The sequence below is a fragment of the Streptomyces sp. NPDC102258 genome, assembly GCF_055584685.1.
This window is the reverse complement of record NZ_JBVJLO010000003.1, coordinates 16134-28567: the sequence shown is the minus strand read 5'-3', so window position 1 is coordinate 28567 and position 12434 is coordinate 16134. Positions and strand designations below refer to the sequence as shown.

The 12434-nt window shown below is 70.8% G+C and carries 15 protein-coding genes; 7 read left to right on the top strand and 8 right to left on the bottom strand.

Going from position 1 to position 12434, the window contains the following annotated elements:
* Positions 1–13: 13 nt before the first annotated feature.
* Together ACZ6ZT_RS05780 and ACZ6ZT_RS05775 are read right to left on the bottom strand one after the other, a co-directional pair.
* Positions 14–241, bottom strand: a complete 228-nt coding sequence (locus ACZ6ZT_RS05780) for a DUF3311 domain-containing protein (RefSeq protein ID WP_469715906.1) — start codon at positions 239–241, stop codon at positions 14–16.
* Between the two features lie 9 nt (positions 242–250).
* A complete protein-coding gene (locus tag ACZ6ZT_RS05775) occupies positions 251–988 on the bottom strand; it encodes a class E sortase (protein WP_469716572.1) in 738 nt (245 codons plus the stop codon).
* On the opposite strand from ACZ6ZT_RS05775, the gene ACZ6ZT_RS05770 reads away from it, so the two are divergent.
* The 4 genes from ACZ6ZT_RS05770 (at position 897) to ACZ6ZT_RS05755 (ending at position 3543) form a co-directional block, all read left to right on the top strand.
* Positions 897–1091, top strand: a complete 195-nt coding sequence (locus tag ACZ6ZT_RS05770; RefSeq protein ID WP_469716613.1) for a hypothetical protein — start codon at positions 897–899, stop codon at positions 1089–1091. The two genes, ACZ6ZT_RS05775 and ACZ6ZT_RS05770, sit on opposite strands and share 92 nt — an antisense overlap.
* Positions 1092–1173: 82 nt before the next feature.
* Positions 1174–2190: a hypothetical protein gene (locus ACZ6ZT_RS05765; protein WP_469715903.1), complete on the top strand. Its 1017-nt coding sequence runs from the start codon at positions 1174–1176 to the stop codon at positions 2188–2190.
* A 116-nt stretch (positions 2191–2306) separates the two neighbouring features.
* A complete protein-coding gene (locus ACZ6ZT_RS05760) occupies positions 2307–3086 on the top strand; it encodes a NaeI family type II restriction endonuclease (protein ID WP_469715902.1) in 780 nt (259 codons plus the stop codon).
* Positions 3076–3543 carry a very short patch repair endonuclease gene (locus ACZ6ZT_RS05755; protein WP_469715900.1) on the top strand — a complete coding sequence of 156 codons (468 nt, stop codon included), beginning with the start codon at positions 3076–3078 and terminating at the stop codon, positions 3541–3543. Before ACZ6ZT_RS05760 ends, ACZ6ZT_RS05755 begins: the two co-directional genes overlap by 11 nt.
* Here ACZ6ZT_RS05755 and ACZ6ZT_RS05750 read toward each other — a convergent pair.
* The 4 genes from ACZ6ZT_RS05750 to ACZ6ZT_RS05735 all read right to left on the bottom strand — a co-directional run bounded on the left by ACZ6ZT_RS05750 (position 3540) and on the right by ACZ6ZT_RS05735 (position 8883).
* Positions 3540–4754 carry a DNA cytosine methyltransferase gene (locus ACZ6ZT_RS05750; protein WP_469715899.1) on the bottom strand — a complete coding sequence of 405 codons (1215 nt, stop codon included), beginning with the start codon at positions 4752–4754 and terminating at the stop codon, positions 3540–3542. The genes ACZ6ZT_RS05755 and ACZ6ZT_RS05750 overlap by 4 nt on opposite strands.
* 121 nt (positions 4755–4875) lie before the next feature.
* A complete protein-coding gene (locus ACZ6ZT_RS05745; protein WP_469715898.1) occupies positions 4876–6708 on the bottom strand; it encodes a DEAD/DEAH box helicase in 1833 nt (610 codons plus the stop codon).
* Positions 6705–8111, bottom strand: a complete 1407-nt coding sequence (locus ACZ6ZT_RS05740; protein WP_469716570.1) for a ParB N-terminal domain-containing protein — start codon at positions 8109–8111, stop codon at positions 6705–6707. Before ACZ6ZT_RS05740 ends, ACZ6ZT_RS05745 begins: the two co-directional genes overlap by 4 nt.
* Positions 8112–8196: 85 nt before the next feature.
* Positions 8197–8883: a hypothetical protein gene (locus ACZ6ZT_RS05735; protein WP_469715896.1), complete on the bottom strand. Its 687-nt coding sequence runs from the start codon at positions 8881–8883 to the stop codon at positions 8197–8199.
* 219 nt (positions 8884–9102) lie between these two features.
* Here ACZ6ZT_RS05735 and ACZ6ZT_RS05730 point away from each other — a divergent pair, with 219 nt between their 5' ends.
* The gene (locus ACZ6ZT_RS05730) at positions 9103–9909 is read left to right on the top strand and encodes a helix-turn-helix domain-containing protein (protein WP_469715892.1); all 807 of its coding nucleotides are present in this window, start codon (positions 9103–9105) and stop codon (positions 9907–9909) included.
* On the opposite strand, the gene ACZ6ZT_RS05725 is transcribed toward ACZ6ZT_RS05730, so the two are convergent.
* Positions 9903–10904, bottom strand: a complete 1002-nt coding sequence (locus ACZ6ZT_RS05725) for a hypothetical protein (protein ID WP_469715890.1) — start codon at positions 10902–10904, stop codon at positions 9903–9905. The two genes, ACZ6ZT_RS05730 and ACZ6ZT_RS05725, sit on opposite strands and share 7 nt — an antisense overlap.
* 30 nt (positions 10905–10934) lie before the next feature.
* The gene (locus ACZ6ZT_RS05720; RefSeq protein WP_469715887.1) at positions 10935–11477 is read right to left on the bottom strand and encodes a GNAT family N-acetyltransferase; all 543 of its coding nucleotides are present in this window, start codon (positions 11475–11477) and stop codon (positions 10935–10937) included.
* A 201-nt stretch (positions 11478–11678) separates the two neighbouring features.
* On the opposite strand from ACZ6ZT_RS05720, the gene ACZ6ZT_RS05715 reads away from it, so the two are divergent.
* Complete coding sequence (locus ACZ6ZT_RS05715; RefSeq protein ID WP_469715885.1) at positions 11679–11855, top strand: hypothetical protein; 177 nt, start codon at positions 11679–11681, stop codon at positions 11853–11855.
* Between the two features lie 83 nt (positions 11856–11938).
* A complete protein-coding gene (locus ACZ6ZT_RS05710) occupies positions 11939–12238 on the top strand; it encodes a hypothetical protein (RefSeq protein ID WP_469715884.1) in 300 nt (99 codons plus the stop codon).
* The last annotated feature ends 196 nt before the right edge of the window (positions 12239–12434 follow it).

The following is a 12434-nucleotide window of genomic DNA, read 5'->3' as shown; positions in this document are numbered from 1 at the left end:
ACCGCGGCGGCGCTCACCCGCGGCCCCCGGCCCGCCGGCCCGCGTCCCGCAGATCGGCGCGCCGCACCAGCCATACGGCGAGCGGCGTGACCAGCGTCGCCCCGATGAACCACACGAGCAGGAACGGCACTCCACCGACCCGCGGCTCCAGCCGGTTCACGACGGGCAGCGCCCCCGCGAACAGCACGAAGGGCACCCCCAGCCAGAGCAGTTGCGGACGCTTCACCCTTTTCGGACGCACCGCCCCACCCTAGGACGCCAGCGTTCCCCACACCACCAGGCGGTACTTGGAGGTGTACTCGGGCGTGCAGGTCGTCAGCGTGATGTACGCACCGGGCTCCGTGTACCCGGCGCCGGCCCGGACCGTACTGTGCGGCACGGGCGCGATCACCCCGGTGTCCCGTTCGGTGGTCTCGCTCAGCACCTTCCCCACCACGTACGTGTACCTCCGCCCCCGTACGTCGACCAGCAGCCGGTCGCCCGCCTTGAGGCGGTTGACGTACCGGAAGGGCTCCCCGTGGGTATTACGGTGCCCGGCCAGCGCGAAGTTCCCGGCCTCCCCGGGCTGCGCGGTCCCGGGGTAGTGCCCGGCGTACCCCTTGTCCAGCACGGCCCGCTTGTCGACCCCCTGCGCGACGGGCACGGTGATCCCGAGACTCGGCACCCGCAACACGGCGTACGCCTCCTCCCGCCCCGGCGACGGCACGCCCCCAGACCGCCCGGCACCACCGGCAGCCGGGGCCGCACCGCGCGCACTCTCGCCGCCACCGGGCACAGGCCCCGGCTCCGAACCCCCACCAGCACCCGCACCCGCACCCGCACCTGAATCTGGACCTAGCCCTGGCACTGGCCCTGAACCTGAACCTAAAACGGGGGTGTCATCAAAACCAAGGGGGGTGTCATCAGTCCGCCAAGCACTCTCCAGCCGGCTCACCTGCTCCCGGGCGGCGGCGACGGCCTGCCGGTTCGTCCACCACACCTGGTGCACCACCAGCAACGCCAGCACCACACCCACGCTGGTGATCACCTCGGCCCCCACCCACAGCAGCCGCACGACCCCGGCCCGGCGCCCCCGCCGGCCGCGCCCCTGAACCACCACCCGCACGCGATCCCGCACGGCCCGCACCTTAAGTCCTCCCCCCTCAACTGACCAGCGGCAGTACGGTGTGAACCATGCGCCCCGACACGCCTGCCGAGCACATCGCCGAAGCCGAGCGCCTCATCCGCACGGCGACCCGCTACCCCGAGGACCAGGAGCCCTTGCTCCTCCAGGCCGCGGCCCACCTCGAACTGGGCGACGCACGCGAGCGCGCGAGCACCCTGTACGACCAGCTCCTCGCCGCCGCGCCCGCCGACCCGCACCTGATCAAGGCCCTCCAGGCCGCGAACCTGTGGGAGTACGGCCACGAGGCCGAGGCCCGCGCCCTGATCTCCGGCATCCGCGCCGCCGCCCCCGCGGACCCGGCGCCCTGGGAGGTCATCGCGGAAGCCCTGGAAGCCCACGACGAGCTGGAAGCCTCACACGAGTGCTTCACCGAGGCGGCCACCCTCCTGACCTCGGAGGACACCCCCCTCACCCAGGCCACCACGGCCCTCCTCACGGGCCGCCACCGCGTACGCCGCCTGCTGGCCCTGCCCCACGACGACTGGGACATGGTCGCCGACACCCGCCACTCCGGCCCGATCCCGCTGGACGAGCTCCACGACCCGAAGCGCATCTGGGCCCTCGGCTCCGACGACCCCGCCGAGCTGCGCGCGGAGATCGCCCGGCTGCGCGCCGAGCTGGGCGACCGCCGGGCCGCCCTCTCGCGCCCGTTCCCGGTGGCGATCCTCCACTGGCCCCAGCGCGAGCTGGCGGAACTCGTCGCCTCCTATCCCACCCTGGCGGCGGAGTACCCCTCCCACGAGGCCCACCTCAACGCCACCGAGGCCTCCCTCCGCGCCCTGGCCGCCTCGGGCACCACCAACCTCGGCATCGTCACGGGCAACGTCCCCTCGTACGAAGCCTTCGCGGCCTCGGAGAAGACCTCCCCGGCCTCCCCCTCCCTCCTGGCCGAATACGCCACCACCCTGGCCGCCCGCGGCAAAGCCACCCCCTGGCCCCCCACCCCCACCACCCCCTGCTGGTGCACCTCAGGCAAGCCCTACCCGGAATGCCACGGCGACGCGTCCAGGACGGTCCACGGGTGAGCAGGGGCCGTCTAATCCTCCACGAGCCGGGCGAGGTATGTGCGAACACCGACGCGGACCAGCACATACTGCGCGCTCCTGCCGAGGACACGGAATTGCAGGCCGTCCTCAGCAGCATGCGCTCATACGACGTCGCAGGGCTGTACACGCGAGCGATCGCCAACGCGGTCGACTACGTCCTCGACGGTGCCAGGACCGGTCGGTACGACCTGCTGTCCCCGGAGGTCCACCCCGGCGAGAGAGCGTCGGTGGGAGCGAAGCTGGAGTACGAAGTACTCCGGGCCTTCAACCTCCCGAAGGACCCCCCGCTCGATACCCGGATCGCCGGCATACCCGTCGACCTCAAGGCCACCGTCGGCGCGAACTGGGCCATCCCGGCCGAGGCGCAGTGCCAGCTCTGCATCTGCACACAGATCCAGCTCGGCCGCAGCCGGCACCGGTCCTGGCTCGTGCGCGCACACCGCTCCTGGCTCTACCGCGGCACGGGGAACCGGGACGGGAAGCGGGGGCTCGCCGTTCACGCCCGTGAGCACTGGAGCGTGCCCCTGTACGACTGGACCCCGTTGCCGGTCAACCCGCTGACCCTCCTCACTCCGGACCAGGCTGGCCGCGTCCTCGCCAAGCGGCCGGGGCAGGAGCGCCGGTTCACGATGATGTTCAATTACCTTGAAGGTTTCGTGGTTCCGCGCAGCGTGATCGCCACCGTCGGTGCGGGCAATCACGACCCCCTGCGGCGAGCGCGCAACATCAGGAAGAACCTCGCCCGCGACGGTCTGACCTTGCTCTGTGGCAAGTTCCCCGAGCAGCGCGACCTGGCGGCAGCCCGCAAGATCACGCTTGGGCCGGAGGACTGGATCGCCTTGCGGACGGAGGGAGAGCGGGACGATGCCGGATGAGATCCTCTGGCAGCCCCCCGAGGGCTCCTGGGCGTCCTCCGCGGCCCGTCGGCGCAATATGCAGGCGATCCGGAGCCGCGACACGAAGCCGGAGCTCGTCATCAGGCGCCTCCTTCATGCCAAGGGGCTGCGCTACCGGATCGCTGCCCGGCCGCTGCCTGGTCTGCGCAGAACGGCTGACCTGGTCTTCCGGCCGACGAAGGTAGCGGTGTTCATCGACGGGTGCTACTGGCACGGCTGCCCGGAGCACTACGTTTCCCCGAAGACCAATCCCGGCTACTGGTCCGAGAAGGTGGCCCGGAACATGGCCAGGGACCGCGATACGGACCGGCAGCTGGAAGAAGCTGGCTGGCTCGTACTCCGGTTCTGGGAGCACGAGCAGTCAGACGTCTGCGCCGCGCGGGTCGTCGCCGCCGTTCAGGAACGCCGCGGGGACCCGCGGGTCCTGGGTGGCTAGAGCTCGTCCTCGGATCCGTCCAGCGGCTGGGGGCCGGCGGCCCGGAGCACCTCGGCGATGGCGTTGCCGACCGCGTGCGCGACCGGCGGCGGGAACGCGTTGCCGACCTGCCGGTACTGCGCCGTCTTGCCGGGGAGCCGGCCCTCCGACTGCTTGTCCCCCACGAAGTCCCACTCCGGCGGGAATCCCTGGATGATCGCCGCCTGCGTGACGGTCAGCATCGGGCCGTCCTCGCGGAACAGGTCCCTCTCCCAGCTCTCCTTCGTCACGCAGTCCTCGGGAGAGTTGGCCACACCGAGTGCGTTGACTCCCAGGCTGTTCCACGCGGCCTTGGCACGGCTGGGACCCAGGTCCGCTCCCCCGTGCTTCTTCGACCCGCCCACCAGGGTGGGGGCGATACCGGTCTTCTTCTCAAGCCACTGGTCCAGCCTGCGCTGGGCCCGGCTGCCCAGCTCGCCGCCCTGGTCGATGAAGGGCTGGTACCGCGCCCTCATCGTCGCCTCCAGGGCAGCGCGGACGGTCTGGACCTCCGCATCGGGCTTCGGCCACTGGAACGTCCGGCCGTCGAGAAGGCTTTTCTGGATGGCGACGAGGATGGCTCGGGGACGCAACTGCGGGACGCCGAAGTCGCTGGCCTCCAGAACCCGCCACCCGCAGACCTCATAACCGGCGCCCTCATAGGTTTCCCGCTCACCGGTTACGGGGTTCGTGGCTTCGCCGCCCTGCAGGCGCGCCACAACCCAGTCCCGGTAATCTTCGAACTTGGGGTCCTTGATGCCGCGGACGTTCTCGATCATCACGGCCTTGGGGCGGAGGTCGTCGACGAGTCTCAGCATCTGCGGGAACAGGTCGCGCTCGTCATCCTTTCCCAGCTGCTTGCCCGCGTGGGAGAACGGGGGACAGGGGACACCGCCCGCGAGGAGGTCGAGTTCCCCGGTTTTCAGCTGGCGACCGCCAAGATATCCGACCGGCTTTTCCAGCTGGACCATCGGCTTGAAATCATTGACATCACCTTCGATGATGTCGCAGTGCTCCCGCTCGAAATCCCAGCCGTCCCGCAGGGCGACGTTACGCCGCAGCGTGGCCGCGGCGTAGGCGTCGATCTCGACGAGGGCAAGGTGACGGAAGCCGGCCTGGTGGAGACCGATGGCTTGCCCCCCGGCTCCGGCGCAAATCTCAATCGAGGTCAGCGTGTGATCGCTGGCACCCATCGAGTCCTCCTGGTGTGGCAGATGCAGACAGGCCAGTGTCGCATCTGCCACCGACATCACGACTCACCCTCGGGCCCTTCGGCCCTCCGCGGCCCCTTGACGCCCGCAGTTCCCTCCCGGGTCACTCGGCCGGAGCGGCACCCACGTGCTCCAGGACCGCCCGGATGTCGGCTTCGTCCATGCCGCTCGCCACCGGCCGTTCCTCCTGCAGATCACCCAGCGCCCGCACCGACGGGTCATCCAGGATGCTCCCCATGAATTCCAGCTTTTCCGCGAGCCGGGCGGCGACGACCTCGTCGATCGTCTCGGTGGCCGCCAGCACCGTGACACGGGTCTCAGTGCCGGGTGCCAGCCCGAGCCGGTGGATGCGGTCGAGGCTCTGGAGGAAGCGGCCCGCCATGAAGTCCCGGTCGACGTAGACCGCGTCGTGGCACTCGTGGTGCAGGCTGATTCCCTCTCCCAGGGTCGCTGGATTGGAGATCAGGACATGGCAGTCCCGGTCCTCCCGGAAGCGGCGGAGCTGCTGCTCCCTGTCCGGCGTCCCGCCGTGAACCGCGGCCGGCCCGAATTCCCCCAGCAGCCCTTCCAGTGTGGTGATGCTGCGGACGAAGGTCGACCAGACCAGTGTTTTCCGTCCGGCGGCGGCATTGGCAGACACGATGTCCCGGACAACACGGTATTTCGGCGGAAGTTCGTGGTGGGAAAGATTCTGCAGCAGGGTATAAAGCGACTCACCATCCGGAATTTCCAGCGGTGGCACCTGAAAACTGACCGGCTCATGCCGCGTACTGCCCGCTACCAGCAACGCCGGGCTCGTGGCCGCCATGAGCAGCCGCAGCATCGCCTTCCCGAGCGAATCGAAATCATCGCGCGCCAGTTCCGCCCGCGCTGTATAGCGGCCCACCAGAGCGTCATAGATCTCCCGGTGCAGCCCCTCCAGCGGTACCGGCCTGATGACCGGCTGGAACGGCGGCAGCCCCAGCTCCTTCTTGGTCGTACGCGTGAAGAGGGGGCGCAGTACGGAGCTGGCATGCGCCAGGTCACCCCCGGCGACTGCCTGGGTCACCACCCGGCGGCCATGACCGGGCCAGACGAACGAAAGCAGGTTTTCGAGGTCACGCGCACCATTGGGGGCGGGCGTCCCCGTGAGGATCAGGCGGCGCCTGCTCAGCGGTCCGAGCGCCATGCAGGCGCTGCCGTAGATACCGTCCGCGCCCAGCTTCATCCTGTGCGCCTCGTCAAGGATCACCATGGAGGGGGCGGCGCGCAGCCACCCCGCGAGGCCGGGGAGGGCCCGGTCCAGCCGCTCGTAGTTGACGAGCAGGATCTCGGCGTGCGGGTCGGGCGCCTTGCCCATCACGCGGATCGCCGGGGCGTCGTAAAAGCAAGCGCGGCTCTCGTAGTCCCACGATTCATAGGCGGACTTGGGGCTCACGACGAGGAGGCGCTGTACCTCCCCCCGCTCCTTCATCGCCGCGTAGACCGCGAGGCCGACCCTGGTCTTTCCCGCGCCGGGCACGCTGAAGTTGGCTCCGTGCCGCATGGACAGCAGCCGCCCGATGTCCCGGCGCTGGAAGTCCGTCAGATCGGCTGACCAGTTGTGTCCCAGGGCAGCCAGCACGGCGGCCCCGTGCAGGCCGGCGCTGACTGCCGGTTCCTCCTCAAGCCGCGCAGCCGCCGTGTCCGCGTCGTCGAGGACTTCCCCGACCAGGGTGACGAGCTCCTGGTCCCATTCGACCGATTCGGGATGAGGCCATTGCGTGAGGACGTTGAGGCGGGTGAGGAAGTCATCGAGCGGTACCTCCACCATGAGCGGTCCACGCTGGCCGCCTAGGGGGAAACTGGACGCCAGCCGGGCAAGCTCGGCCCGGTAAGGCTCGGCAGCCCGGAGGTTCGCCTTCGTACGCGTGACGTCGAACGTCAGACGCAGCGACGGCACCGCCTGGTCACTCACGCCTCCTCCCGCTGCATGGCTTCGAGCAGCCAGGCCACGCCGTCGCCCGGTTCGCCGATGCTCCGGCCCGCCTCACGAGCGAGCTTCGACAGACTCGTCTTCAGGGCCAGTACCGCCTCGTCCAGAGCCTCCTCGTCCAGGCTGCGCGAGGCCCGGGCCAGCGACATGTCGGTCACGCACTGCTCGATGTCCTGGACCGCGTCGTAGAGGCGGTCCGGCGCCGCCTGCTTGCGCTTGCGCACGCGCGCGTCGCTGCCGGCGGGCTTCAGGGCTTCCTCCGCCGCCGCACGGGCCTGCTTCCAGACGTCCGCGGCTTCCTGGCGCTGTTCCTGGGAGACGGATCCGGTCGTACGTTCCACCGCCTTCGCCTGGAGCAGCACATCGGTCAGCGCCTTCGCCGCGGCCACCTGAGGGCTGTCGCCCCACGCGGGCCGGTTGAGGCCGGGGATCACGCCCGCGGTCTGGGCCGGCACCTGCTTGAGCTGTTCGGGCAGGTGGCGCTGGAGGTACCGGGTGCGGAAGTCGACATCCGCGAGACGTACGTCCGTCTTCGAGAAGTCCATCACGATCAGGGCGAGCCGGTTCTCCTTGAGCAGGTCAGCCTGGCCCGGATTCTGCTTGACCGTCTTGGCGAAAGCCCGGTGGAGTTCCCTCAGCTTCTCCTGAGCATCCTCGAAGTCCATCAGCTGGAGCTGGGCCGGGCCCCTCTTGGACCGGGCCACCAGGTCCCTCAGGCAGGACAGCACCCAGAGGTCCTGCTCGGCCGTGGCCGGCCGGATGCGGAAGTCCTTCGCGACATCCGCCACCAGCCGGCCGTTGGTCACCTGCTCATCGATGGTCAGCAGCCTGTTGATGTACGAGTACGGCCGGCGCGTGTCATGGCGCAGCTGCAGCGAGAGCTCTACGGCATTGACGTCCGCCCACGTGCACGTCTCCGGGAGAACGCCCACGCGGACGCTCTTCACGCCGAGTTCGCGCAGCGCCACCACCCGGGTGTTCCCGTTGACGAGAACGCCCTCGCGGGTAATGAGCCCGGGCTCGTTCTGCCGGTATTCCTTCAGGCTTTCCTTGAGCAGCTCGAAATCGGGGTCGCGCTTGCCCGGGTCCGACGGCAGGGCCTGGAGGAGGTGACGGAGGTAATCCTGGCTTTCGGTGCTCCAGCAGTCCGTGTCGAGCAGTTCGTCGCGCACGGAGTCGAACGTGCGCTGCGCGCGGATGCGGTGCGTCGACGGATTGAAGTAGACCTGGTCGATCGGCATATCGATGACCTGGACGATCTCCGGCTTGGTCCGCCACTCGATCGTCAGCGTTTCCTGCAGCCGGTCACCCGCGCTGGCCTCCTTGAGCCGCTGCTCGACCAGTTCCCGGTTCTCGGCGGCGAGGGGCGGCTGGCCGAAGTCCATGCTCACAGTGGTTTCTCCTCCAAGAGGGCGATGAGTACGTAGAACCGGAGGGCCGCTCCGTCGCGGCCCCCCGTCGAGATGGTGCTCAGACCTGCGCCTGGGCGAGAGCCTTCCGGACCTGCTCCCTGGACTCGGCCGGCAGCGTCTGGATATCAGCCCACAGACGCTCGACCAAGGCGAAGTCCCGCTCGCCCGAGTCCAGCCAGCTTCCCAGCATCTTCAGCTCCATCGCGCCGAGCTTCGTCACGCCGGCCAGGACGGTGTCCAGGCCGGCGGTCAGCTTCTTGCCGCCCACCCGGCAGCGGTTGCACTCCGCCACGGGCTCCACCTTGGTCGTTCCGTCGGGCTGCCGCACGGGGCGGCGGGCGATGTCGAGCTGCGCCGACTCGTAGGTGCCCGCGAACACAGCGCCCGGGACGATGCCGCACGACCGGCAGTAGTGACCGTCCTTCGCCAGCACCTCGCGGCGCTGCGTGTCCGTGTACGCCGTCGAGGGCAGCGTTCCCTTGCCCTGTTCCCAGACCGGCTCGCCGACCGAGACGAAGCGCTGTTCGTTCTGGCTGAGGCTGCTGTCCTCACGATTCGTATCGATCCGCCAGCCGTGGTCGCGGAGTTCGCGCACACGACGGTCGATCTGGCTCATGCCGGGGAACGCGCTGCGCAGCTCCTCCTTCGTGAAGACTTCCCCTTCCCCGACTTCGGTCAGCAGCCACAGCGCTGCCCGCCGCTTGGCGCCCAGCTTCGTGTCCGTCCACGACGGCAGCGCAGCCATGTGCAGTTCCCCTCTGTCAAGTCAGCCGAAAGCGCTGGCCTGGACCCGGGAATGCACCGCGGGAACTTTGGCCAGCACCTCAACCTTTGCCGATCAACGGGCGGGGAACCAGCGTGTGTCCGAATTCCCCGCAAGGTGAGAACACCTGCGGGATTCCGCTGAGAGCACCACACGGGCGAGACTTCGAAGTCTTGGATCTTCGTAACGAATGGAGCCGTGGTGCCCCAGGAATCGACGATGCCGGACCTGCGGTCTCCGGATCAGCGCCGCCTGGCCGCAGCTCTCCGCGCCGTCTGGGCGGCGACCGGCCGTTCCCAGCAGGCCATCGCCACGGCCGCCGGAATCTCCCCCGGCAACCTGTCGGACCACCTCAACGGCAGGCGCGTTCCCACAGAACCCCTGATGGAATGCTTTTACGAGGCTGCGCGGGCGGCGGCCGCAGCCCAGGGGAAAACCCTCCCGCACACCCTTGAGCGGCTGCGGGACTACCGGCAACGCGCCTCCGCACGACACTGCGTGTGCTGCACGACGGCCAGCTCCGGACAGGGAGCAGGCCGCGACGGGGCCGAAGCCACTGCCCGGCAGGCGCCGGCTTTCGCCGCCGCGTACCGCACCCGGCACAAGCGGCGCGCGCAGCGGAAGCGGGTTCTGGCGTTCCGGTCCGCTGAAGCGGCGGCCGCCGCGCAGGTGCCGGTCCCCCTCCTGGAAGGGGACCGGCACCCCGCAGAACACGCAGGAGCTTCCGCGTGGACAGAAGTGGAGACGGTGGCGCGGTACCTCTCCCAGAACAGGGAGCGTGACGCGGGCATCCTGCTCTGGCAGGCCGGTGCGACGATGACCGCCAGCCAGCTCCTGGACGTCGTCTCCTCCTGCCGGGACACGGGTCTCCACGAAGCCGCTGACGCCGTCCTCACCAGTGTCAGCGAACGCTCGGACAAGCAGGCCGTACTGAACATCACCGCGGCCTTCCAGCAGGCTGGCCGGCACGAGGACGTCAGGTACCTGCTGACGGTGTCCGCTCAGTAGCCGAAGGGCAGCGGCAGTTGTTGGTGGCCGCGGGCCAGGGCTGTGGGTGGGGTGGGGCGGGGGGTGGTGAGGGTGAGGAGGGCGCGGAGGGCGGCGATCACTTCCTTCGGGGTGTCGCGGATCATCGACGGGGTCGCGCTGACCACCAGGATGCCGTGGGACTCCAGGCGCAGGCGGCGGCGGAGGGTGGCGTGCCAGGCGTCGCGGGTGTAGTGGTACTCGGCCGAGTCGATCTCCAGGGCCACGCCCTCGTCGGGCCAGTAGGCGTCCGGGCTGGCCAGGAAGGTGCCGTCCGGGGTGTAGAGGCGGGCGTTCCACAGCGGGGTGGGGAGGTCCGTGGCGGTGAGGGTGTCGCGGGCGCGGGCTTCGGCGACCGAGCGGACCCCGGCGAGGAGTTCCGCCGCGGCCGTGCGGACTTCGGGGCGGGCCAGGAGGCGGGAGGCGCGGAGTTCGGCGTGCAGGTCGTGCGGGTGGCACCAGCCGGCCTGGACCACCTGGGCCAGTACCGAGCGGATCCGGTCGGGGTGGGCGGCCCGGGAGGCGAAGTCGGCGGCGGCGCGGACCGGCCGGGTGCTGGGGATGCCCGAGACGGTGATGGTGGCCGGCCAGCGGGTGGTGGTCAGGGGCCGGACCTGCGGGAGCGGCGTCAGCCGGCGGGGGGCGCGGATCAGGACGTCGGCGGGGACGGGCGGCGCGTCGCGGATGCCGAGGAGGGCGAGGGCGGCGGCGCCGGTGAGGGCGGCGCTCTCGCCGGAGAGCGGGTCGGCGGTGGGCTCGGCGGCGTACAGGACGGCGGCGAGGGCGCGTTGGCGGTGGTCCGGGGGGCCGGTCTGGAGGAGGTAGACCCGGGGCAGGAGGCGTTGCCAGGGGCCGCCCGGGCGGGTGCGGGAGGCGAGGGTGGCGGCGGGGACGCCGGCGGTGGTGGTGAGCTGGCGGCGGGTGGCGAGGCCGAGCTGCCGGCGGGCCACGGGTACGGGTGCCTTCGCTGTGATCATGGCCCCGGTATGCCCCGGGCGGGTCGTGGTCTACCTGTCGCGGTCCGGGTGATCGGGGGACAGGAAGACGACCACGCCGGTCTCGGTACCGGGCAGCGGGAGCACCTCGTGCCAGCCCAGGCGCCGGTACGTGGCCACCGTGTCGGTCGCGAGCCGTGAGGTCAGCAGCCAGGCGCGGTGCCGGGGGGCGTCGGCGGTGATCTCGGTGAGCAGGGTCCGGCCGGTGCCGTGGCCGCGCGCGTGGCCGCGTACGGCGAGCTCGTCTATCTCCAGGGCGCCGACCAGGAGTTCCCGTACGCGCGCCGGGCCGAGCTGGGCGGCGACCTGGGGGTAGGCGCGGTGCTTCGGGAAGGGGGCGGGGGTGAGCCAGGCGGTGGCGAAGCCGTCGATGCCGGTCGCGGACTGAGCGAAGGCGGTACGGAAACCAGGGCGGCGGACGTCCGTCTGGAGCCGGGCCGAGAAGCGGCGAATGGTTTCTTCGCCTTCGTTCCAGGGCGGGGCGGAGAAGACGTCCGCGTAGACGTCGGCCAGCTCGTCCGCGAGGTCGAGGACGGCCCGTCCGTAAGAGATCACGCTGTCGGCTCCCGGGGTGGTGGTGGGGGGGGTGGGTGTGGCGGTGGTGAGTTGCGGGGGTTTCTTCCTGGAAGACCGAATCTACGCCGTGGAGGTTCCCGGTCCAGGGGGTGCGCAGAAACGGCGAGTGTGCGACAAAACGGCGCCTCCGTGGCGGCGTCGGTCCGTGCCGCGGGCCGTGGGTGGGGCGTTGAGCAGCCCGTGGACAGACTGCTACGGGTGGCCGGCCCGTGCGCGCTCGCCTTTCTCCTCGTCCTCGGGGTCGTGGCGCTGCTGCCGCGCGGGGTGCGGGAGGCCGTGCCGGACGCGGTGATCGGCGGGGCCGTGCTGGTGCTCGGAGCGGTGGGGGTCCGGCGCGGGTCCAGGGGGCCGCGTTAGCCTCGTAGCCCGTAGGCGATTTTTCAGATCATCGGGCGTCGCGCCGGTGGGCGTGGCGGACGAGACGAGCTAGGAGTTTCGACATGGCGCGGGTACCGAGTTCCGTGGTGGCGGCGACCGGCCTGGTCGGCGGGTACGCCGCCGCGCGGTGGACCGGGAAGCGGCCGCTGGGCGGTGTCGTACTCGGCGCCGCCGGGCTCGTGGCCGGGCGGGAGTGGCACCGCCGGGGCGGCGCGCCGGCGGCGGCCGGGCTGGGCGCGCTCTACCTGGCGGGCTTCGCGGGGGCGCATCCGCTGGCGAAGAAGGTCGGCGCGTGGCCGGCGGTCATCGGCGCGGCGGGGGTCGTCGCGGCGGCCGCCTGGGCGGTATCCGACCGCGGCTGAGCCCGCCGGGGGGGCCGGTGCCGAGCCGGGCGGCACCCGCGGGCGCGCGAGCAGCCCGGGCGCCGCTGCGCGGGGCCTTTCCCCCACCCCGCCCCTTCCCGAAACCGGGGCTCCGCCCCGGCCCCCGCGCCTCAAACGCCGGCGAGGCTGAAAGATCGGGGCTCCGCCCGGGCTCGTACGGAGCCACCGGGCGTGG

What these genes read in the sequence shown, in the direction of transcription:
- ACZ6ZT_RS05760 (WP_469715902.1), top strand. Translation starts at nt 2,307, where the DNA reads ATGCGCTCATACGACGTCGCAGGGCTGTACACGCGAGCGATCGCCAAC.
- ACZ6ZT_RS05735 (WP_469715896.1), bottom strand. Translation starts at nt 8,883, where the DNA reads ATGGCTGCGCTGCCGTCGTGGACGGACACGAAGCTGGGCGCCAAGCGG.
- ACZ6ZT_RS05765 (WP_469715903.1), top strand. Translation starts at nt 1,174, where the DNA reads ATGCGCCCCGACACGCCTGCCGAGCACATCGCCGAAGCCGAGCGCCTC.
- ACZ6ZT_RS05755 (WP_469715900.1), top strand. Translation starts at nt 3,076, where the DNA reads ATGCCGGATGAGATCCTCTGGCAGCCCCCCGAGGGCTCCTGGGCGTCC.
- ACZ6ZT_RS05740 (WP_469716570.1), bottom strand. Translation starts at nt 8,111, where the DNA reads ATGGACTTCGGCCAGCCGCCCCTCGCCGCCGAGAACCGGGAACTGGTC.
- ACZ6ZT_RS05710 (WP_469715884.1), top strand. Translation starts at nt 11,939, where the DNA reads ATGGCGCGGGTACCGAGTTCCGTGGTGGCGGCGACCGGCCTGGTCGGC.
- ACZ6ZT_RS05750 (WP_469715899.1), bottom strand. Translation starts at nt 4,754, where the DNA reads ATGGGTGCCAGCGATCACACGCTGACCTCGATTGAGATTTGCGCCGGA.
- ACZ6ZT_RS05725 (WP_469715890.1), bottom strand. Translation starts at nt 10,904, where the DNA reads ATGATCACAGCGAAGGCACCCGTACCCGTGGCCCGCCGGCAGCTCGGC.